We start from the raw sequence: 21118 nt of genomic DNA, 5'->3' as shown, positions 1-21118 counted from the left end.
GGGATGCCAGTGCAATGGGGGTGACGCCGCCGATTTCAAGTGAGCGGCGCCGCCAGCGACACGTCGCCGAGGCGGGCTGCCTCGACGAGGCTGCGCGTATACGCCTCGCGCGGCGCGGCCAGCAGCGCCGCCGCCGGCCCCTCCTCGACCACGCGGCCGTCCTTGAGCACCAGCACCGCGTGCGCCAGCGCGCGCACCACCGCCAGGTCGTGGCTGATGAACAGGTAACTCAAGCCGTGGTCGCGCTGCAGCTTGAGCAACAGCGCGATCATCTGCTTTTGCAGCGTCGCGTCGAGCGCGCTGGTCGGCTCGTCGAGGATCAGCAGCCGCGGCTTGAGGATCAGCGCGCGCGCCAGCGCGATGCGCTGGCGCTGGCCGCCGGAGAATTCGTGCGGATAACGGTCGAGCGCGTCGGGGGACAGACCGACCTCGGCCAGGGTCGCCGCCACCCTGAGCGCGCGCTCGGCTGGCGGCAGGCCCGGTTCGTGCTGCACCAGGCCCTCGCCGACGATATCGCCGACTGTCAGCCGCGGCGACAACGACGCGAACGGATCCTGGAACACCATCTGATAGTCGCGCCGCGTCGCGCGCAGCGCCTCGCCCTTGAGCGCATCGAGCCGCACGCCGTCGAGCCGGATCTGGCCTTGCGAGTCGATCAGCCGCATCAGCGCGAGCGCGAGCGTGGTCTTGCCCGAGCCCGACTCGCCGACCACGCCGAGCGTGCGCCCGGCCGGCACCGCCAGCGTGACGTCCTGCAGCACCGGCACCGCCTCCTTGCGCCACCAGCCGCGCCGGCGCGAGCAGGACACCGACAGGCCGTCGACCGCCAGCCGCACCGGCGCGGCATCGTGCCGCTCGGCCAGCGGATCGGGCCGGCTCGCCAGCAATTCGCGGGTATAGGGGTGGGCCGGGTCGGCGAACACCGCCGCCACCGAGCCGGTCTCGACGATCTGGCCGTCGCGCATCACCGCGACCCGGTCGGCGAAACGGCGCACCAGGGTGAGGTCGTGGGTGATGAACAGCACCGCCATGCCGAAGTCGCGCTGCAACTCGTCCAGGAGGGCGAGGATCTGCGCCTGCACGGTGACGTCGAGCGCGGTGGTCGGCTCGTCGGCGATCAGCAGCCTGGGCTTGGCGGCGATCGCCATCGCGATCATCGCCCGCTGGCGCTGGCCGCCGGAGAGCTGGAACGGGTAGGCGTCGACCCGGCGCTCGGGCTCGGGGATACCGGTGCGCGCCAGCAGGCGGATTGCCTCGTCGCGCGCGGCGCGCGCCGGCAGGCCCAGGTGCAGGCTCAGCACCTCGACGATCTGGGCGCCGACGGTCTGCACCGGGTTCAGCGCGCTCATCGGCTCCTGGAAGATCATCGCGACGTCGCGGCCGCGCACGCGCCGCAACCGCGCCTCGGACAAGGCCAGCAGGTCGTCGCCGTCGAGCAGCGCCCGGCCCGACAGCGTCACGTCGGGATTCAGGCGCAGGATGGCCTGCGCGGTGACGCTCTTGCCCGAGCCAGACTCGCCGACCAGCGCGAGCTTCTCGCCGGCGGCGATCGTGAAGCTCGCGCCCTTGACGGCCCGGTGTTGGCCGAAGGCGGCGGTGAGGTTGTCGACGGTCAGCAGCGTCATGGTCAGCCCTTGCGCGTATCGAGCGCCGAGCGCAGCCCTTCGCCGATGAAGATCAGCAAGAGCAGCGTCGCGGTCAGCACGGTGAAGGTGGACAGCGCGATCCACCAGGCGTCGAGATTGTCCTTGCCCTGCGCGAGCATCTCGCCGAGGCTGGGCGTGCTGGCCGGCACGCCGAGGCCGAGAAAGTCGAGGCTGGTCAGCGCGAGGATGGCGCCGGAGACGCGGAACGGCAGGAAGGCCAGCACCGGCGTCAGACTGTTGGGCAGCAGGTGGCGCCAGATGATGCGCGCGTTCGAGACGCCGAGCGCGCGCGCCGCCAGCACGTATTCCATCTGGCGGTTCTTGAGGAACTCGGCGCGCACGTAGTCGGCCAGCCCCATCCAGCCGAACAGCGCCAAGAGCACCAGCAACAGGCCAAGGCTGGGGTTGAAGAAGGACGCGAGGATGATCAGCAGATACAGCTCGGGCAGGCTGCCCCAGATCTCGCTGGCGCGCTGCAGGATCAGGTCGACGCGGCCGCCGAAATAGCCCTGCAACGCGCCCATCGCGACGCCGATCAGCGTGCCGACCACGGTCAGCGCCAGCGCGAACAGCACCGACAGCCGGAAACCGTACACCAGCCGCGCCAGCACGTCGCGGCCGCGGTCGTCGGTGCCCAACAGGTTGGCCGAGGACGGCGGCGCCGGGTTCGGGCTGGCGGTGAACTCGTTGATCGTGTTGGCGCCGTAGTGGTTGGGCGCGAACAAGGCGACGTTGCCGGGCTCGGCCAACCTGTCGCGGATATAAGGGTCTAGGTAGTCGGTCGGCGTATCGAAGTCGCCGCCGAAGGCGGTCTCGTTGTAGACCTGGAGCACCGGCCAGTACCACTGGCCGTGGTAACGCACCGCTAGCGGCTTGTCGTTCGACAACAGCTCGGCGAACAGCGACAGGCCGAACAGCACGGCGAACAGCCACAGGCTGACGTAGGCGCGACGGTTTTTCTTGAAACGCGCCCAGGCACGCGCGGCGGGAGACTGGCTCATCGACCGCCCTCCTCGAAGCTGACGCGCGGGTCGACCCACAGATAGGACAGGTCGGACAACAGCTTGGCGACCAGCCCCAGCAGCGTGAACACGTAGAGGCTGCCCATCACCACCGGGTAGTCGCGGCGGATCACCGACTCGTACGACAGCAGCCCGAGCCCGTCGAGCGAGAACAATGTCTCGATCAAGAGGCTGCCGGTGAAGAAGGCGCCGATGAAGGCGGCCGGAAAGCCGGTGATCAGCGGGATCAGCGCGTTGCGGAACACGTGGCGGTACAGGATGGCGTTTTCCGACAGGCCCTTGGCGCGCGCGGTGTAGACGTACTGACGGCGGATTTCTTCGAGGAACACGTTCTTGGTCAGCAGCGTCATCACCGCGAGGTTGCCGACCGTCGACGCGGTCACCGGCAGTGCGATGTGCCACAGGTAGTCGAGCGCCTTGTCCAGCGGCCCAAGCTCGGCCCAGTTGTCGCTGGTCAGGCCGCGCAGCGGGAACAATTGCCAGAAGCTGCCGCCGCCGAACAGCACCAGCAGCAGCACGCCGAGCACGAAGCCGGGGATCGCGTAAGCGACCAGGATCGCCGAACTGGTCACGAGGTCGAAGCGGCTGCCGTCGCGCACCGCCTTGGCGACGCCGAGCGGGATGCAGATCAGATAGGTGAGGAAAAACGTCCACAGCCCGAGCGTCATCGACACCGGCAGCTTGTCGACGATCAGCGCGCCGACGCTCTGATGGTGGAAAAAGCTCTGCCCGAGGTCGAAGCGCGCGAAGCTGACCAGCATGTCGAAAAAGCGCTCCAGCGCCGGCTTGTCGAAGCCGTACAGCCGGTTGAGCTCGGCCAGCTCCTCGGGCGACAGGCCGGCCTGGCCGCGCATCAGCGCGCTCGGCGCGGCGGCGGCGGTCTCGCCGGCCAGACCGCTGTGCGTCAGCGTCTGCACCATCTGCTCGACCGGGCCGCCGGGCACGAACTGGATCACCGCGAAGGTGATCGCGAGGATGCCGACCAGCGTCGGAATCATCAGCAGCAGGCGTTTGGCGAGGTAGTGTCCCATCGATCAGCTCCCGGGCTTCGCCCACCAGGTCTGGATCGCCCAGTTGCTGGCGTCGTAGTAGCGCGGCAGCGTCGCCGGCTGGCCGAAGCGGTTCCACCACGCGACGCGATGATACGGAATGTGCCAGTTCGGCACCACGTAGCGGCCGGCGCGCAGCACGCGGTCGAGCGCGCGCGCCGCCGTCACCAGTTGCTGGCGGGTCTCGAAATGCTGGAAGCGCGGCAGAATCGCCTCGACGGCCGGGTCGCACAGCCCGGCCCAGTTGCTCGAGCCGGGCGTCTTCGCCGCCCGGCAACTGTGGAAGTTCAGCTGTTCGTTGCCCGGGCTTTGACTGGCACCGTAGACGACGACGGTGGTGTCGAAGGCAAAATCGTTCATGCGGCGCTGGAAGATCGCCGGGTCGACCACCCGCACCGTCAGCTCGACGCCGAGCTTGGCCAGCTGCTTCTGCCACTGCGCGACGACGCGCTCGTAGGTGCGCGAATAGCTGAGAAACTCGAAACGGAACGGCCGGCCGCGCGCGTCGACCAGCCGGCCGCCGTCGTAGCGCCAGCCGGCAGCCAGCAGCAGTTCGCGTGCCCGCTTGAGATTCTCGCGCACGCCGTAGCGGCTGTCCGACACCGGCGGCCTGACCGCCAGACCGAACACCTCGGGCGTGAGCTTGTCGCGCAAGGGCTCGAGGATGGCGTGTTCGTCCTCGCTCGGCCAACCTTGCGCCGCCATCTCGCTGTTGCTGAAGTAGCTGTCGCTGCGACGATACTGACCGTAGAACAGCTGGCGGTTCAGCCATTCGAAGTCGAAGGCCAGCGTCAGCGCCTCGCGCACGCGCACGTCGGCGAACAGCGGGTTCCTCAGGTTGAACACGAAGCCCTGCATGCCGGACGACGCACCGTGCGGCAGCGTCTTCTTGACGATGCGGCCATCGTCGAACTTGGCGCCACGATAGCCGCGCGCCCACTGCTTGGCGACGTTCTCGGCCGAGACGTCGAACTCGCCGGCCTTGAACGCCTCGAGCCTGGCGGTTTCGTCCTTGTAGTAGCGGTAAACGATGCGGTCGAAGTTGTACATGCCGCGCCGGGTCGGCAGATCGCGCGCCCAGTAGTCGGGCCGGCGCACGAAGGTGCTCTGGCGGCCGAGCGCGTAGCCCGCCAGCGCGTAGGGGCCGGAACCGATCGGCGGCGTCATCGCGACGTCGGCCAAGGTCTTGCCCTTCGGAATCCAGGCGCGCGAGAACACCGGCAGTTGCGCGACCGTCAGGTGCAGCTCGGCGTTCGGACGCTTGAAGTCGAAGCGCACCGTCAACGGGTCGACCGCGACCGCGCGCGCGACGTCGCCGTAGTAGAAGCGGTAGCCCGGCGTCGCGCCGGGGTCGCGCGTCAGCGTGTCGAACGAGAACACCACGTCGGCGGCGCTGACCGGCCGGCCGTTGGCAAAGCGCGCGCGCGGATCGAGCTTGAAGGTGACCGACAGCCTGTCGGGCGCGAGCGCGATATCGCGCGCGATCAGCGGGTAGACGCTGAAGGGCTCGTCCTGGCTCTGCTCCATCAGCGTCTCGACCGTCAGCGCGCCGACGCCCGCCTCCTTGTCGCCCTTGAGCGTGTAAGGGTTCAGCGTGTCGTAGCCGCCCAGCGCCGGCAGCACCAGCCGGCCGCCCTTGGGCGCGGCCGGGTCGACGTAGTCGAAATGACGGAAACCGGCGGGATACTTCGGCGCGTAACCCAGGGCCATGGCGGGCGCCGCCGAGGCGGGCAAGGCCGCCAGCAGCAACAGGACGGAAATCGGCGTACGTCTTAGGCGCATAGGGTATGGGGTATGGCGGTGTGGTCGCTGCGTGTCAAGGGTGCGCACCCGCTCTGGATAACGGTGCGCGCGCCTTTTATTCAATACCAAATCCCGCACCGCGACCAGCCCCGGCGGATTTTGCGCGGCCGGCCGCCGGGATGCCGCGCCAACAAAGCATGGTTATAATGCCGGCACGTTTCCCTAACAAGGACTCATCGATGGGTTTCCTGCAAGGCAAAAAGATTCTGATTACCGGCATGATTTCGGACCGCTCGATCGCCTATGGCATCGCGCAGGCCTGTCACCGCGAAGGCGCCGAACTGGCGTTCACCTACGTGGTCGACAAGCTGGAAGACCGCGTCCGCAAGATGGCCGCCGACTTCGGCAGCGACCTCGTGTTCCGCTGCGACGTGCAGAGCGATGCCGAAATCGACCAACTGTTCGTCGACCTCGGCCAACGTTGGGACGGGCTGGACGGCCTCGTCCACGCGATCGCCTTCGCGCCGCGCGAGGCGCTGAACGGCGACTTCCTCGATTCGCTGTCGCGCGAGGCCTTCCAGGTCGCGCACGACGTGTCGGCCTACAGCTTCCCGGCGCTGGCCAAGGCGGCGCGCCCGATGATGAAGGGCCGCAACAGCGCGCTGCTGACGCTGTCCTACCTCGGCGCGGTGCGCGCGATCCCGAACTACAACGTGATGGGCCTCGCAAAGGCCAGCCTCGAGGCGTCGGTGCGCTTCACCGCCAGCGCGGTCGGCCGCGACGGCATCCGCTGCAACGGCATTTCGGCCGGTCCGATCAAGACGCTGGCCGCCTCCGGCATCGCCGGCTTCGGCAAGCTGCTGTCGCACGTCGCGCACGACGCGCCGCTGCGCCGCAACGTGACCACCGAGGAAGTCGGCAACGCCGCCGCCTTCCTGCTGTCCGACCTCGCCTCGGGCATCACCGGCGAAATCACCTACGTCGACGCCGGCTACAGCATCAACGCGCTGAACGTCGACGAAGAATGAGCGCCGCGTCGGGCTTCGGACGCACGGCCTAGACGCACGAGCGGCGTACGATGGCCGGCGACGCCTGGCCGCGCATCGAAACGGGGCAGCCCTGCCAACAGGGCTGCCCCGTTTTTTGGGCCGCCATGACCGCCGACCGGCGTAGCGCCCTGGCCGGCCCGGCCGCGGCAGGCTTGGCCGAGCCGGTTCGGCTCGTCAGGATTTCCCACATAGTCAGCCACGCGCATGCCGACTAGATTTTCCGGCCGACGCCCACCCACCTCCACGGGCGCACCCGCTAAGGAATGTCAACATGCGCCTTTCCACCCGGCTGATGATTATCACGGCCACCTGCCTTGCCGGGCTCGTCCTGCTCGGCGGCTTTTCGCTGTACTCGATCCGCACCAATCTGCTCGCGGAGAAAAAAAACCAGATCACCCTGCTCCTGAAGATGGCCGAGGCCACAGCCGCCCGTTTCGAGCGGCTGGAGCGCGACGGCCGCCTGACGCGCGCCGACGCGCAACGGCAGGCGGCCGAGGCGCTCGGCCGGCTCAAGGTCGACGACATCTACTTCTTCGCGCGCGACGACGGCAACGTGATGCTGCTCCACCCGCGCGCCGACCGCGTCGGCAAGGTCGACACCGGCGCGCGGCTGCCCGACGGGCGCACGACGGTGGACGCCTACCGCGAGGCGCTCAGAGAGAGCCGCTACGGCAGCACCGTCATCGCAAGCCGGCGCGGCGACGGCGACGCGCTCTACCCCAAGCTCAACGGCGTGGTGCGTTTCGAACCTTGGGGCTGGACCATAGGCACCGGCTTCTTCGTCGACGACATCGACGCGGCGTTCCGGCGTCAGGCGGCCGGGCTGCTCGCGCTGGCGGCGGCGACGCTGCTCGGCCTGGTCGTGCTGCTGCGCCGGATGTCGCGCGCCATCTTCGACGAGCTGGGCGGCGAACCGGCGTACGCGAACGCCGTCGTCGGCGCGATCGCCGAGGGGCGGCTGGGCGAGACGATCGCGGTGGGCGGCCCCGACGGCAGCCTGCTGGCCGCGATGAGCCGGATGCAGACGAATCTCGCGACGATGATCGCCGACATCCGCGCCGCGTCCGGCGAACTGGCGCAGACCGCCGCGTCGCTCGCGCGGGAGACGGGTGTGCTCGACGACGGCGCCGCGCGCGCGAGCGCCACCGCGACGGCGTCGGCCGCGGCGATCGAGCAGCTGTCGGTCAGCATCGATCAGGTTTGCGACGGTGCGCGCCGCGCCGAGGCCGACGCGCAGGCCTCGGCCGGCGAAGCGCAGGCCGGCGCCGCCACCGCGCGCGACGCGTCGGCGCGCATCGCCGGCATCGCGCACGACGTCGGCGAGGTCAACCGGCAGGTCGGCCGGCTCGCCGAACGCACGCAGCAGATCAGCGGCATCGCCGGCACCATCCGCGACATCGCGAACCAGACCAATCTGCTGGCGCTGAACGCCGCGATCGAAGCGGCGCGCGCCGGCGAACAAGGCCGCGGCTTTGCCGTGGTCGCCGACGAGGTCAGGAAGTTGGCCGAGCGCTCCGCGCAGGCGACCGACGAGATCGCCGGCATCGTCGCGGCGGTCGTCGACGAGACCGCCGACGTGTCGGCGCGCATGGCGGCGATCCAGCCGGCGGTGGCCGACGGGGTACGCGAGGTCGGCGCGGCCGCCGCGACCTTCGACGCGCTGTCGCGCCAGGCCGGCGACTGTCTGGCGCAGATCCGCAACGTCGCCGTCGCGACCGCCGAACAGAGCCGCGCCGGCGCCAGCCTCGCCGGCAATATCGAGGAGGTCGCGACTCTGGTCGAGGCGACGCAGCACGCGGTCGGCCAGACGGTCGCCGCGGTGCGCCGGCTCGACGCGATGGCCGCCTCGCTCGACGCCTCGGCCCGGCGCTTCGCGCTGTAGACGCGCTCTTGGCCTGGGCGGCGATCCGGTACAATGGCGGGCGCGCGCCGCCGGCGTCGACACCGGCGGCCCGGCGGCGCTTTCGCAGGCCGACCGCCAGGCCTTCGCCAACCAGCTCGACAGGCTGCTGGCCCGCCGCGCGGCACCGCCGACCCCAGACAAGGAAGACCCCCATGTACCGCGCTCCCGACGAAGACCGTCCCGAATTCGACCCCGCCATCGTCGACGCCACCCGCGACTGGCTGGAAAAGGCCGTGATCGGTCTCAACCTGTGCCCGTTCGCGAAGGCGGTGCACGTCAAGAAGCAGATCCGCTACGTGGTCAGCCACGCCGAGGACGCCGAGGCGCTGCTGGCCGAGCTCGTCGCCGAGCTCGAAACCCTGGCCGAAGCCAGCCCGGACAAGATCGACACCACGCTGCTGATCCACCCCTGGGCGCTGACCGACTTCCTCGACTACAACGACTTCCTCGACGTCGCCGACGCGGCGCTCGAACAGCTCGACCTCGACGGCATCCTGCAGGTCGCGAGCTTCCACCCCGACTACCAGTTCGACGGCACCGACATCGACGATATCGAGAACTACAGCAACCGCTCGCCCTACCCCACGCTGCACCTGCTGCGCGAGGACAGCATCGAGCGCGCCGTGGCCGCCTTCCCCGATGCGGCGGACATTTACGAACGGAATATCGAAACGCTCAAAAAACTCGGCCATGCGGGCTGGGACGCGCTCGGCCTGCGCGCCGGGCGTCGCTGAAGCGCGCGCGCCGGCTGGCCCGGCGGCTCCTCGTCGTCTACGGTGAAGAAAACCTCATCCGCATGACATCAAAGGAGCGCGCCGTGGGCTGGATCGTCACCCTCGTCGTCGGCGGCCTGATCGGCTGGCTGGCGAGCAAGATCATGAACACCGACGCCCAGCAGGGCGTGATCGCCAACATCCTCGTCGGCGTGATCGGCTCGGCGCTCGGCCGCTGGCTGTTCGCCGACCTGCTCGGCATCGGCGCGGCCGGCGCGGCCGGCGGCTTCTCGCTCGCCGGCCTGCTGTTCGGCGTGCTCGGCGCAGCGGTACTGATTTTCCTGCTCAAGCTCGTCGGCGTATTCAAGTAAGGCCCACCAACGCCCCTCGCCGCGGCAGCCGGACCCCGTGCCGCGCCGTCTGGCAGACTGGCGGTGCCTTCATATAATTATTGTGCTTATGAAAAAGGTATGACCGCGCTGCTCACCGCGCGCCGGAAAAGCAAGAAAAAAACGCCACGCCACGAGGAGAAACGTCATGCTGGAGAGCCTGTTCAAACTGCGGGAGCACAACACCACCGCCCGCACCGAGGTCCTGGCCGGCCTCACCACCTTCCTGACCATGGCCTACATCATTTTCGTCAACCCGACCATCCTCGGCACCACCGGCATGGACAAGAACGCCGTGTTCGTCGCGACCTGCCTGGCCGCGGCGATCGGCACTTTCGTGATGGCCTTCGTCGCCAACTACCCCATCGGCATGGCCCCGGGCATGGGCCTGAACGCCTTCTTCGCCTTCACCGTGGTCGGCGCGATGGGCTACACCTGGCAGCAGGCGCTCGGCGCGGTGTTCATTTCCGGCTGCATCTTCATTCTGCTGACGGTCACCGGCGTGCGCTCCTGGCTGATTTCCGGCGTGCCCAAGTCATTGCGATGCTCGATCGCGGCCGGCATCGGCCTCTTCCTCGGCATCATTGCGCTGGGCAACGCCGGCATCGTCGTCGCCAACCCGGCGACCAAGGTCGGCATGGGCAACCTGCATGCACCGCAGGCGATGCTCGCCATCCTCGGCTTTTTCGTCATCGCGGCGCTCGACGCGCTCAGGGTCCGCGGCGCGATCCTGATCGGCATCGTCGCCGTCACCGTCCTCAGCATGGCGCTCGGCCTCAACCAGTTCGCCGGCGTCTTCTCGATGCCGCCCAGCCTCGCGCCGACCTTCCTGCAACTGGACATCCTCGGCGCGCTGCACACCGGCTTTTTGCAGGTCATCCTCGTGCTGGTGCTGGTCGAGGTATTCGACGCCACCGGCACGCTGATGGGGGTCGCGCGCCGCGCCGGCCTGCTCGAGGGCGGCCGCGAAAAGCGCCTCGGTCGCGCACTGTTCGCCGACAGCACGGCGATCTTCGTCGGCTCGCTGCTGGGCACCAGCAGCACCACCGCCTACATCGAGAGCGCCTCCGGCGTGCAAGCCGGCGGCCGCACCGGCCTGACCGCGCTGACCATCGGCGTGCTGTTCCTGTTCGCGCTCTTCCTCGCGCCGCTGGCAGGTTCGGTCCCGGCCTACGCGACCGCGCCCGCGCTGCTCTACGTCGCCTGCCTGATGCTGCACGAGCTGGTCGACGTCGACTGGAACGACGTCACCGAGGCGATCCCGGCCGCGCTGACGGCGGTGGCGATGCCGTTCACCTACTCGATCGCCAACGGCCTCGGCTTCGGCTTCATCGCCTACGCCGCGCTCAAGCTGCTCTCCGGCCGGGCCAGGGAAGTGCATCCGGCGGCCTGGACCATCGCCGCGCTGTTCCTGATCCGTTACGTGTTCTTCGCCGGCGAATAGTCCGCCCGGACGCGGCGGGCGGGCCACAAAAAAAGCACTTCACGGCAGACCGCCGTGAAGTGCTTTTTGCTGTTCGCCTGCCGGCAAGCTCAGACGCCGAATTTCTCGGCGATGATGTCGCACTCGCCCATCCACCAGCCGCGCTCGCCCTCCTCAAGCCAGCTGGCCTCGAAACCGTTCTTGACCAGCTGCAGGATCTCCCCGCCGCTCAAGCCCAGCTCGCGCGCGCAGCCCAGATAGTTGTCCTGCACATAACCGCCGAAATAGGCCGGATCGTCGGAGTTGACCGTCGCGCACAGTCCTTTTTGCAGCAGGACGCGCAGCGTGTGGTCGGACAGCTTGTCGAACACCCTGAGCTTGACGTTGGAAAACGGGCAGACCGTCAGCGGCATCCGGGCCTCGGCCAACCTTTCGACCAGCTTCCCGTCTTCCAGCGCGCGCACGCCGTGGTCGATGCGGCACACGTCCAGCAGGTCGAGCGCCTCCCACACATATTCGGGCGGTCCCTCCTCGCCGGCGTGCGCGACGCGCGGCAGGCCGAGCGCCTTGCACTCGGCGAACAGGCGCGCGAACTTCGACGGCGGATGGCCCACCTCGCTCGAATCGAGGCCGACGCCGTCGATCCGGTCGAGATGAGGGCGCGCCATCTCCAGCGTCCTGAAGCCGTCCTCCTCGGGCAGGTGGCGCAAGAAGGACATGATCAGCCTGGAGCTGATGCGCAGTTGCGCCCGGCCGTCGTCGAGCGCGCGGCGGATGCCGGCAAGCACCGTCTCGAAGGCGATGCCGCGCTCGGTGTGCGTCTGCGGGTCGAAGAAGATTTCGGTGTGCACGACGTTGTCGGCCTGGCAGCGCTTCAGGTAGGCCCAGGTCAGGTCGTAGAAGTCCTGCTCGGTGATCAGCACGCCGGCGCCGGCGTAGTAGAGGTCGAGGAAGGACTGCAGATTGCTGAAGTCGTAAGCCTTGCGGACCGCCTCGACGCTGTCGTAGGGCAGCTTGACGCCGTTGCGGCGCGCCAGCTCGAACATCATTTCCGGCTCGAGCGTGCCCTCGATGTGAAGGTGCAGCTCGACCTTGGGCAAGGCACGGATCAATGCTTCCTGCTGCGTCATGCTTGACTCCTTTCGTGCGGATGGAAACCGCGGACGACCCGTTCGCGCGCCCGAGAAACAGGTGGTCGCGTTTTCATTGTGCGCCATCCGTCACCCGGCGGCGCGAACGGGGCGCAAAAAAACGGCGCAAGCATCGCTTGCGCCGTCGAAATCCGGCCGAGGCCGAAATATCAGGAACCGGGAGACTTACTGCGCGGCGGAAGCGCCGGCAGCCGGGGCCGGCGCTGCGCCGCCACCGACGGTCTCGAGCACTTTCCACTCGCCGTTCTCGACCTTGTAGACGGTGATGCCGCCGTCTTTCAGGTCGCCCTTGTCGTCGTACGACCAGTTCGACGAGGTCACGCCGGTGTGGCTGATCTTGGCGAGCACCGGCAGGTACTTGGCCGGCTCGGCCGAGTTGGCCTGCTTCATCGCGTCGATCATGGCGCGGGTCGCATCATAACCGTAAGGCGAGTAGGTCGCCACATCCATATTGAAGCGCGCCTTGTAACGGCTTTCGTAGTCCTTGCCCTTCGGCATCTGCTCGAGCGGCAAGCCGGCCAGGCTGGCGATGGTGCCGTCGGCTTCCTTGCCGGCCAGCTTCAGGAAGGTCGGGGTCTTGGTCATTTCGCCCGACACCAGCGGCGCGGTCAGGCCGAGGCGCTTCATCTGCTTGGCCATCGGGGCGGACTGCGCGTCGGCGCCGCCGTAGAAGACCACGTCGGGGCTCACCGCCTTGATGCTGGTCAGGATCGCGGCGAAGTCGGTCGCCTTGTCGTTGGTGAACTCGCGCTTCACCACCTCGCCGCCGGCCGCCTTGACCGCCTTCTCGAACTCGTCCGCCAGGCCCTGGCCGTAGGCGGTACGGTCGTCGACGATGACGATCTTCTTGGCGCCCAGCTTGTCGACGACGAACTTGCCCATCACCGAGCCTTGCTGGGTGTCCGAGGTCATCGAGCGGAAGGTGGTCTTGAAGCCCTGCTGGGTGAACTGCGGCGCGGTGGCCATCGCGATCATCGGGATGCCGGCGTCGGAGTAGATCTTGGAGGCCGGGATCGAGGTGCCCGAGTTGAAGTGGCCGATGATGCCGTTCACCTGCTGGTCGACGAACTTCTGCGCCAGCTGGGTCGCGGTTTTCGGGTCGGCCTGATCGTCCTCGGCGATCAGCTCGAAGCTCACCGGCTTGCCGCCGATGGTCGGTTTCTCGGCGTTGGCGTCCTCGATGGCGAGCGTCACGCCGTTCTTGTATTCCTCGCCGTAGTGGGCCTGCGGGCCAGTCAGCGGCGCGGCGAAGCCGATCTTCACCACCTGCGTGCCGGCCTCGGCGCTTGCAGCCGGCGCTTCTTGCTTCTTGCCGCAGGCGGAAACGGCCAGAGCAGCGGCGACGGCGACGGACAACGTCGTGATTTTGGTCAATTGCATGGTTTCCCTCTGATGTTTGCAGACTTGCTTATGTCGCCCGGACAGGATGTGCCGGGCGGTTTTACCGACCACGTTGGATAAACGTAACGGACATTATTTCCACGCCACGTCACGCTTGGCAAGCATCCGGGCGCTCCCGCCCGGCGGGTCAGGCCTCCAGGCTCATCAGGCTGGCGTTACCGCCCGCCGCGGTGGTATTGACGCTGACCGCGCGCTCCACCACGAGCCGATGCAGATTCCATTCGCCGTCGTCGCTGGCGGTCACCAGCGGCACCAGCGCACCGTCGCGCGCGGCGAGCCGCCGGCGCAGGGCGGCCGCCTCGGCCGGCGCGCCGTCGAACAGCAGCACCGCGACGTCGGCCGCGGCGAGGTCCGGCGCGACGGAGACCGCGCCGCCCAGCGCCGCCTTGAGCGTAGCCGAGATCCCTCCCTCGGCCAGCACGGCGCGGTTACCGGTCGCAAAGGCCGCGATCAGCATGCCGACCAGCGCCTCGTCGCTGGACGCGAGGCAGCCGACGGCGCCGCGTGGCGCGAAGTGCAGCCAGTTGCTCTCGCCGGTCGGCCCCGGCAGTTCGACCTCGTCGGCCAGCGGCGAGGCGGCGCGCGCCCGGCCCAGCCAGCTGGCGAGCCGCGCCCTCGCCTCCGGCGTCAGCGGCAGCCTGGGCAGCAGCTCGGCGAGGCTCTCGAGCGCCGGCAGGGTCGCCGCGGTGCGACGCGCCTTCAGCGACGGGTGCCACTGTGCGGCCGCCGACAGGCGGTAGAGGTAGAACGGGCCACCGGCCTTCGGACCGGTGCCGGACAGGCCCTCGCCGCCGAAGGGCTGCACGCCGACCACCGCGCCGACGATGTTGCGGTTGACGTAGACGTTGCCGGCGGCGACCTGCGACACGATCGCGTCGATGGTCTCGTCGATGCGGCTGTGCACGCCGTGCGTGAGGCCGTAGCCGCTGCTGTTGACCTCGGCGATCACACGCGCCAGCTCGCTGGCCTCGAAGCGGATCACGTGCAGCACCGGGCCGAACACCTCGCGCTTGAGGCGGCCGATGTGGTCGATCTCGAACAGCGTCGGCGGCACGAAGGTGCCGTCGGCGCACTCGGCCGGCACGCGCGCCTGGTGGGTCCGCTTCGCGATGCCCTTCATCGCGTCGATATGGCGCATCAGGTTGCCGCGCGCCTCGGCGTCGATCACCGGACCGACGTCGGTCGACAGCCGCGCCGGGTTGCCGACGACGAGCTCGTCCATCGCGCCCTCGATCATCTCGATCACCTTGTCGGCGATGTCGGACTGCAGGTAGAGCACGCGCAGCGCCGAGCAGCGCTGGCCGGCCGAATCGAACGCCGAACTGAGCACGTCGGCGACCACCTGTTCGGGCAGCGCCGAGCTGTCGACGATCATCGCGTTCATGCCGCCGGTCTCGGCGATCAGCACCGGGTCGCCGGCGCGCTCGGCCAACGTTCTGTTGATGATCTGCGCGACCTCGGTCGAGCCGGTGAAGATCACGCCGGCGACGCGCGGATCGCGCGTCAGCGCCGCGCCGACGGTCTCGCCGCGGCCGGGCAGGAACTGCAGCGCCGCGCGCGGCACGCCGGCCTCGTGGAACAGGCGCACCGCCTCGGCGGCGATCAGCGCGGTCTGCTCGGCCGGCTTGGCCAGCACCGGGTTGCCGGCGGCGAGAGCCGCCGACACCTCGCCGATGAAGATCGCCAGCGGGAAGTTCCACGGGCTGATCGCGACGACCGGGCCGATCGCCGGCTCGGCGACGTTGTCGAAGTTCAGCCTGACCTGCGACGCGTAGTAGCGACAGAAGTCGACCGCCTCGCGCACCTCGGCGATCGCGTTGGGCAGCGTCTTGCCGGCCTCGCGCACCGCCAGCCCCATCAGCACGCCCATGCGTTGCTCCATCAGGTCGGCCATGCGCTCGAGGCAGTCGGCGCGCTCGTCGACCGGCGTCGCCGCCCAGTCGTCGGCCGCCTCGTGCGCGGCGGCCAGCGCCGCCTCGACGTCGTCGAGGCCGGCTTCGACCACCTCGCCGACCAGGTCGTGATGGTTGGCGGGGTTGCGCACCGGCTGCACCTCGCCGCCGTGACCGCCGTCGCGCCCGGCCAGCATCGGCACCGCGCGCCACAGCGTCTGCTCGGACTCGGCCAGCTCGGCGTCGAGACGGGCGAGCGCGTGCTCGTTCGACAGATCGATGCCGCGCGAATTGAGCCGCACGCCGCCGTACAGGTCGACCGGCAGCGGGATCTTGGCGTGCGGCGCGCCGTCGAGCGCCAGCGCCTCGGCGACCGGGTCGGCGACCAGCTCGTCGATCGACACCGACTCGTCGACGATGCGGTTGACGAACGAGCTGTTGGCGCCGTTCTCGAGCAGGCGGCGCACCAGGTAGGCCAGCAACGTCTCGTGCGAGCCGACCGGCGCGTAGATGCGGCAGGCGCGGCCAAGGTTGGCCGAGCCGACCACCTGGTCGTACAGCGTCTCGCCCATGCCGTGCAGGCACTGGAATTCGTAGTCCTTGCCCTCGGCCATCTTGTAGACGGCGGCGAGCGAGTAGGCGTTGTGGGTCGCGAACTGCGGGTAGATCGCGTCCTGCGCAGCCAACAGGCGCTTGGCGCACGCGAGGTAGGCGACGTCGGTGTAGACCTTGCGCGTGTAGACCGGGTAGCCGTCGAGGCCGTCGACCTGCGCGCGCTTGATCTCGGCGTCCCAGTAGGCGCCCTTGACCAGGCGCACCATGAAGCGGTGGCCGGTAGCGCGCGCCAGCTCGACCAGGTAGTCGATCACGTAGGGGCAGCGCTTCTGGTAGGCCTGCACGACGATGCCGATGCCCTTGAAGCCGGCCAGTTGCGGGTCGCGCGCGATCGCCTCGACCAGGTCGAGCGACAGCTCGAGGCGGTCGGCCTCCTCGGCGTCGATGTTGAGGCCGATGCCGTACTGCTTGGCCAGCAGGAACAGGCCCTTCAGGCGCGGCAACAGCTCGCTCATCACGCGCTCGTGCTTGGCGCGCGCGTAGCGCGGGTGGATCGCCGACAGCTTGACCGAGATGCCCGGACCCTCGTAGACGCCGCGGCCGTTCGACGCGCGGCCGATCGCGTGGATCGCGGTCTCGTAGTCCTTCAGGTAGCGCTGCGCGTCGGCCTCGGTCATCGCCGCCTCGCCTAGCATGTCGTAGCTGAAACGGTAGCCGCGCGCCTCGCGCTCGCGGCCGTTGGCGAGCGCCTCCTCGATCGTCTCGCCGGTGACGAACTGCTTGCCGAGCATGCGCATCGCCAGATCCACCCCCTTGCGGATCAAGGGCTCGCCGCCCTTGGCGATCAGGCGGGTCAGCGCGCTCGACAGACCCGTTTCGCTGGCCGACGACACCAGCTTGCCGGTCACGAGCAAGCCCCACGCCGCGGCGTTGACGAACAGCGACGAACTGTTGCCCAGATGGGCCTTCCAGTCGCCCTTGCTGATCTTGTCGCGGATCAGCTTGTCGGCGGTCTCGCGGTCGGGGATGCGCAGCAGCGCCTCCGCGAGGCACATCAGCGCGACGCCCTCCTCGCTCGCCAACGAGAACTCGTGCATCAGCGCGTCGACGCCGCTCGACTTGGTACGCTCGCGGCGCACCTGCGTCACCAGGCGGCGCGCCAGGTCCTGGATCGCGGCGACCTGCTCGGACGGCAGCGCCGCCTGCGGCAGCAGCGCACGCACGCAGTCGCGTTCATCCTGGCGATAGGCGGCGGTGATGGCGTCGCGCAGCTCGGACTGCGCGTGGGCGAAAGGCTCGAAGGTCATGGAATCGGCTCCAGGCAAATGCATGCCCCGGACGGGGCGGCGATGCCGCGCATCTTAACATTGCAGAAAATATATTGTCCGACAATATAAAGTATTTTATCTGCGCCACCCTGCTCCGGCGCGTCGAAAACGACACAGGGATGACCCTGAACCCGCGCCGGCCACGAGCGCGCGTCGCCCTATCGTTTTAGTCGAGCGGATGTTGGAGTGCGAAGGCGCAAGGGGCGAGGGAAGGAATGCGGACAGGCCGGCAGGACAAGTTTGGCCGAGGGTATGGCCGGACCGGCTACACGGCCCCGCCCCCGACGGCAGACAAAGGCCACTGCGGGGCACGGACAGTCGCCGATCCACTCCTGCGCTAAGAGCCGCTAACAAAACCTCAATCGAGCAACCGTAAGGTCTTGATCCGGCATGCACCGGCTCGCGGGGAAAGTAGGTTTTGTTAGCGGCTCTAAGCCAGCGGGGCGTCAAAAGACAAGAGCATGGACGAGCTGCGCCCGGGGCGCAGCGCTGTCCGGCGGGGACGCCAGCCCAGCCGCAAAGGGCGACGGTGAAACGACGCGCACCGCGCCGCAAACGGCCCGGCTGCTAGCCGCCGGCCTGCTGTTTTTCCAAGCGGCGCAGGAACACCGTCATTTCCCTGGCCGCCTGCACGTCGCCGCGCGCCTCGGCGACGGCGATGCCGTGCCGATAGGCGTCGATCGCGCCGGCCGCGTCGCCCGACTCGGCGCGCGCGCGGCCGAGCAGCTTCCAGGCCGCCGAATAGTCGGTCTGCCAGGCGAGCGCCTGTTCGAGATGCGCCACCGCCTCGGCGGGCCGTCCCGCCGACACCAGCGCGCTGCCGATCGAGAAACGCAAGAGCGCGCTGTCGCGCGGGCCGCCGACCATCTTCATCAGCGCATCGATCTGGGCCGCTTGCATGCCGGGTCTCCTTTTTTCCGTTTGCTGCGAAGCAGTCTAGCGCAAGGCGGCGGCACGGGAGCTGGCGCCGCCCGCCCCAGGAGCCACCTGACTGGCCAAGCGCGACGGAAAACGCAAAAAAAATGCCCCGCGTCGTGCGGGGCATCGTGCTAAAGCCGGCGCGCGGCAAGGCGGGCCTCCTCGGCCAACCTTGCGCGGCTTCGCCGTGCTTACAGCTTGACGGTGTCGGCCACTTCCCTGAACTCTTCGATCTGGTCGAAGTTCATGTACTTGTAGACGTCGGCGGCGTTCTGGTTGATCACGCCGATATCGGCCATGTACTCCTCCTTGGTCGGGATACGGCCCAGTTTCGAGCAGATCGCCGCCAGTTCGGCCGAACCCAGATACACATTGGTATTCTTGCCCAGACGGTTCGGGAAGTTGCGGGTCGAGGTCGACATCACGGTTGCGCCTTCGCGCACCTGCGCCTGGTTGCCCATGCACAGCGAGCAACCCGGCATCTCGGTGCGCGCGCCGGCGGTGCCGAACACACCGTAGTGGCCTTCGCGGGTCAGCTCCTGCGCGTCCATCTTGGTCGGCGGCGCCACCCACAGCTTGACCGGGATATCGCGCTTGCCTTCCAGCAGTTTGGAAGCGGCGCGGAAGTGGCCGATGTTGGTCATGCACGAACCGATGAACACTTCGTCGATCTTGGCGCCGGCGACTTCGGACAGCGTCTTCACGTCGTCCGGGTCGTTCGGGCAGGCCACGATCGGCTCGTGGATGTCGGCCAGATCGATCTCGATCACGGCGGCGTACTCGGCGTCGGCGTCCGGCTGCAGCAGTTCGCCGTTGGCGATCCACTCTTCCATCGCCTTGATGCGACGCTCGAGGGTACGCGCGTCCTGGTAGCCGTCGGCGATCATCACCTTCATCAGCGTGATGTTCGACTTCAGGTACTCGACGATAGGCTCCTTGGCGAGGCGCACGGTGCAGCCGGCGGCGGAACGCTCGGCCGACGCATCGGACAGCTCGAACGCCTGCTCGACCTTCAGGTTCGGCAGCCCTTCGATTTCGAGGATGCGGCCGGAGAAGACGTTCTTCTTGCCGGCCTTGGCCACGGTCAAGAGGCCCTGGCGGATCGCGTACAGCGGGATCGCGTTGACGAGGTCGCGCAGCGTGACGCCCGGCTGCATTTCGCCCTTGAAGCGCACCAGCACCGACTCCGGCATGTCGAGCGGCATCACGCCGGTCGCGGCGGCGAAGGCCACCAGGCCCGAGCCGGCCGGGAAGGAGATGCCGATCGGGAAACGGGTGTGCGAGTCGCCGCCGGTGCCGACGGTGTCCGGCAGCAACAGGCGGTTCAGCCACGAGTGGATCACGCCGTCGCCCGGGCGCAGCGCGACGCCGCCACGGGTGCTGATGAAGGCCGGCAACTCCTTGTGCATCTTCACGTCGACCGGCTTCGGATAGGCGGCGGTGTGGCAGAAGGACTGCATCACCAGGTCGGCCGAGAAGCCGAGGCAGGCGAGGTCTTTGAGCTCGTCGCGGGTCATCGGGCCGGTGGTGTCCTGCGAGCCGACGGTGGTCATCTTCGGCTCGCAGTAGGTACCCGGGCGCACGCCCTGGCCTTCCGGCAGGCCACAGGCGCGACCGACCATCTTCTGCGCCAGCGAAAAGCCCTTGCCGGAATCGGCCGGCGCCTTCGGCAGACGGAACACGTCGGAAGCCGGGAGATTCAGCGCTTCGCGCGCCTTGGCGGTCAGGCCGCGGCCGATGATCAGGTTAATGCGGCCGCCGGCGCGCACTTCGTCGAGGATCACGTCGGACTTGAGCGCGAACTCGGCGATCTTCTCGCCATTCTTCTCGACCTTGCCGGCGTACGGGTAGATGTCGATCACGTCGCCCATCTCCATCTTCGACACGTCGACTTCGATCGGCAGCGCGCCGGAGTCTTCCTGGGTGTTGAAGAAGATCGGGGCGATCTTGCCGCCCAGGCACACGCCGCCGAAGCGCTTGTTCGGCACGAAGGGGATGTCCTCGCCGGTGGCCCAGATCACGCTGTTGGTGGCGGACTTGCGCGACGAACCGGTGCCGACCACGTCGCCGACGTAGGCGACCAGATGACCCTTCTTCTTCAGTTCTTCGATGAAGGCGATCGGGCCGCGCTTGCCGTCTTCTTCCGGCACGAAGGCCGCACCCGGACGGGTGTTCTTCAGCATCGCCAGGTAGTGCAACGGGATGTCCGGGCGGCTCCACGCATCCGGGGCCGGCGACAGGTCGTCGGTGTTGGTCTCGCCCGGCACCTTGAACACGGTCACGGTGATCTTCTCGGCCACTTCCGGGCGGCTGGTGAACCACTCGGCGTTGGCCCAGGATTCGACCACTTCGCGCGCGAAGGCGTTGCCCTTGTCCATCTTCTCCTTCACGTCGTGGAAGGCGTCGAACATCAGCAGGGTCTTTTTCAGGCCGTTGGCGGCGATCGGCGCCAGCGCCGCGTCGTCCAGGAGGTCGATCAGCGGCTTGATGTTGTAGCCGCCGACCATGGTGCCGAGCAGCTCGGTGGCTTTCTCGCGCGAGATCAGCGGCGAGGACACGGTGCCTTCGGCCACGGCGGCGAGGAAGGACGCCTTGACCTTGGCGGCGTCGTCGACGCCCGGCGGCACGCGGTGGGTGATCAGCTCGACCAGGGTCTCGCCTTCGCCGGCCGGCGGGTTTTTCAGCAACTCGACCAGTTCTTCGGTCTGGCGGGCGGACAGCGGGAGCGGCGGGATGCCCAGCGCGGCGCGCTCGGCGACGTGCTGACGGTAGGCTTCGAGCATGGAGGTGACCTCTTTTGCGGAATTGGCAAAATGTTGGCCGAGGCCAACGCCGGAATCGGATTTTTCGAACCCAGGGTATTGGACGCAAGATTAACGCCGTCCGCCCCGTTCCGACAAACGAGTAATCGCCACAGCGGCTGTGAGATAAAATCA

The 21118-nt window shown here is 68.4% G+C and carries 14 protein-coding genes; 5 read left to right on the top strand and 9 right to left on the bottom strand.

Annotated features, from left to right (window positions below):
- Window positions 1–35: 35 nt before the first annotated feature.
- Genes EV683_RS03745 through EV683_RS03730 form a run of 4 tightly spaced genes read right to left on the bottom strand, consistent with a single transcriptional unit; the run spans window position 36 to window position 5427 of the window.
- Window positions 36–1625: an ABC transporter ATP-binding protein gene (locus EV683_RS03745; protein ID WP_131861882.1), complete on the bottom strand. Its 1590-nt coding sequence runs from the start codon at window positions 1623–1625 to the stop codon at window positions 36–38.
- A 2-nt stretch (window positions 1626–1627) separates the two neighbouring features.
- Window positions 1628–2647, bottom strand: a complete 1020-nt coding sequence (locus tag EV683_RS03740) for an ABC transporter permease (RefSeq protein ID WP_131861881.1) — start codon at window positions 2645–2647, stop codon at window positions 1628–1630.
- On the bottom strand, window positions 2644–3699 hold the full coding sequence (locus tag EV683_RS03735) for a microcin C ABC transporter permease YejB (RefSeq protein ID WP_066614442.1): 1056 nt from the start codon (window positions 3697–3699) through the stop codon (window positions 2644–2646). The genes EV683_RS03740 and EV683_RS03735 overlap by 4 nt, the downstream gene beginning before the upstream one ends.
- A 3-nt stretch (window positions 3700–3702) precedes the next feature.
- Complete coding sequence (locus EV683_RS03730; RefSeq protein WP_243694707.1) at window positions 3703–5427, bottom strand: extracellular solute-binding protein; 1725 nt, start codon at window positions 5425–5427, stop codon at window positions 3703–3705.
- 272 nt (window positions 5428–5699) lie between these two features.
- On the opposite strand from EV683_RS03730, the gene fabI reads away from it, so the two are divergent.
- The 5 genes from fabI (at window position 5700) to EV683_RS03705 (ending at window position 10958) form a co-directional block, all read left to right on the top strand.
- Window positions 5700–6488, top strand: a complete 789-nt coding sequence (fabI, locus tag EV683_RS03725) for an enoyl-ACP reductase FabI (RefSeq protein WP_066614446.1) — start codon at window positions 5700–5702, stop codon at window positions 6486–6488.
- A gap of 292 nt (window positions 6489–6780) precedes the next feature.
- On the top strand, window positions 6781–8391 hold the full coding sequence (locus EV683_RS03720) for a methyl-accepting chemotaxis protein (RefSeq protein ID WP_131861879.1): 1611 nt from the start codon (window positions 6781–6783) through the stop codon (window positions 8389–8391).
- Between the two features lie 173 nt (window positions 8392–8564).
- Window positions 8565–9146, top strand: coding sequence for a DUF1415 domain-containing protein (locus EV683_RS03715; RefSeq protein WP_066614449.1), 582 nt, complete (start codon window positions 8565–8567; stop codon window positions 9144–9146).
- Between the two features lie 83 nt (window positions 9147–9229).
- Entirely contained in the window at window positions 9230–9496 is a 267-nt protein-coding gene (locus EV683_RS03710) for a GlsB/YeaQ/YmgE family stress response membrane protein (protein WP_066614451.1), read from the top strand.
- Window positions 9497–9662: 166 nt separating this feature from the next.
- Complete coding sequence (locus tag EV683_RS03705) at window positions 9663–10958, top strand: NCS2 family permease (protein ID WP_131861878.1); 1296 nt, start codon at window positions 9663–9665, stop codon at window positions 10956–10958.
- Window positions 10959–11047: 89 nt separating this feature from the next.
- Here EV683_RS03705 and EV683_RS03700 read toward each other — a convergent pair whose 3' ends face one another.
- From EV683_RS03700 to acnB, 5 genes are all read right to left on the bottom strand, one after another.
- On the bottom strand, window positions 11048–12067 hold the full coding sequence (locus EV683_RS03700; RefSeq protein ID WP_131861877.1) for an adenosine deaminase: 1020 nt from the start codon (window positions 12065–12067) through the stop codon (window positions 11048–11050).
- 186 nt (window positions 12068–12253) lie between these two features.
- Entirely contained in the window at window positions 12254–13468 is a 1215-nt protein-coding gene (locus EV683_RS03695; protein WP_066614460.1) for a branched-chain amino acid ABC transporter substrate-binding protein, read from the bottom strand.
- Window positions 13469–13616: 148 nt separating this feature from the next.
- Window positions 13617–17243: a trifunctional transcriptional regulator/proline dehydrogenase/L-glutamate gamma-semialdehyde dehydrogenase gene (gene putA / locus EV683_RS03690; protein WP_131861876.1), complete on the bottom strand. Its 3627-nt coding sequence runs from the start codon at window positions 17241–17243 to the stop codon at window positions 13617–13619.
- A 588-nt stretch (window positions 17244–17831) separates the two neighbouring features.
- Window positions 17832–18164: a tetratricopeptide repeat protein gene (locus EV683_RS03685; RefSeq protein ID WP_131861875.1), complete on the bottom strand. Its 333-nt coding sequence runs from the start codon at window positions 18162–18164 to the stop codon at window positions 17832–17834.
- 209 nt (window positions 18165–18373) lie between these two features.
- Window positions 18374–20965, bottom strand: a complete 2592-nt coding sequence (gene acnB, locus EV683_RS03680; protein WP_131861874.1) for a bifunctional aconitate hydratase 2/2-methylisocitrate dehydratase — start codon at window positions 20963–20965, stop codon at window positions 18374–18376.
- Window positions 20966–21118 lie beyond the last annotated feature (153 nt).

The organism is Crenobacter luteus, assembly GCF_004345725.1.
Classification (GTDB): Bacteria; Pseudomonadota; Gammaproteobacteria; order Burkholderiales; family Chromobacteriaceae; genus Crenobacter; species Crenobacter luteus.
The sequence above is the reverse complement of the archived record's forward strand: the minus strand, read 5'-3'. Positions and strand labels throughout refer to the sequence as shown.

What these genes read in the sequence shown, in the direction of transcription:
- EV683_RS03715 (WP_066614449.1), top strand. Translation starts at nt 8,565, where the DNA reads ATGTACCGCGCTCCCGACGAAGACCGTCCCGAATTCGACCCCGCCATC.
- EV683_RS03740 (WP_131861881.1), bottom strand. Translation starts at nt 2,647, where the DNA reads ATGAGCCAGTCTCCCGCCGCGCGTGCCTGGGCGCGTTTCAAGAAAAAC.
- EV683_RS03735 (WP_066614442.1), bottom strand. Translation starts at nt 3,699, where the DNA reads ATGGGACACTACCTCGCCAAACGCCTGCTGCTGATGATTCCGACGCTG.
- fabI (WP_066614446.1), top strand. Translation starts at nt 5,700, where the DNA reads ATGGGTTTCCTGCAAGGCAAAAAGATTCTGATTACCGGCATGATTTCG.
- EV683_RS03730 (WP_243694707.1), bottom strand. Translation starts at nt 5,427, where the DNA reads ATGGCCCTGGGTTACGCGCCGAAGTATCCCGCCGGTTTCCGTCATTTC.
- EV683_RS03685 (WP_131861875.1), bottom strand. Translation starts at nt 18,164, where the DNA reads ATGCAAGCGGCCCAGATCGATGCGCTGATGAAGATGGTCGGCGGCCCG.
- EV683_RS03695 (WP_066614460.1), bottom strand. Translation starts at nt 13,468, where the DNA reads ATGCAATTGACCAAAATCACGACGTTGTCCGTCGCCGTCGCCGCTGCT.
- EV683_RS03705 (WP_131861878.1), top strand. Translation starts at nt 9,663, where the DNA reads ATGCTGGAGAGCCTGTTCAAACTGCGGGAGCACAACACCACCGCCCGC.
- EV683_RS03745 (WP_131861882.1), bottom strand. Translation starts at nt 1,625, where the DNA reads ATGACGCTGCTGACCGTCGACAACCTCACCGCCGCCTTCGGCCAACAC.
- EV683_RS03700 (WP_131861877.1), bottom strand. Translation starts at nt 12,067, where the DNA reads ATGACGCAGCAGGAAGCATTGATCCGTGCCTTGCCCAAGGTCGAGCTG.
- acnB (WP_131861874.1), bottom strand. Translation starts at nt 20,965, where the DNA reads ATGCTCGAAGCCTACCGTCAGCACGTCGCCGAGCGCGCCGCGCTGGGC.
- EV683_RS03720 (WP_131861879.1), top strand. Translation starts at nt 6,781, where the DNA reads ATGCGCCTTTCCACCCGGCTGATGATTATCACGGCCACCTGCCTTGCC.
- putA (WP_131861876.1), bottom strand. Translation starts at nt 17,243, where the DNA reads ATGACCTTCGAGCCTTTCGCCCACGCGCAGTCCGAGCTGCGCGACGCC.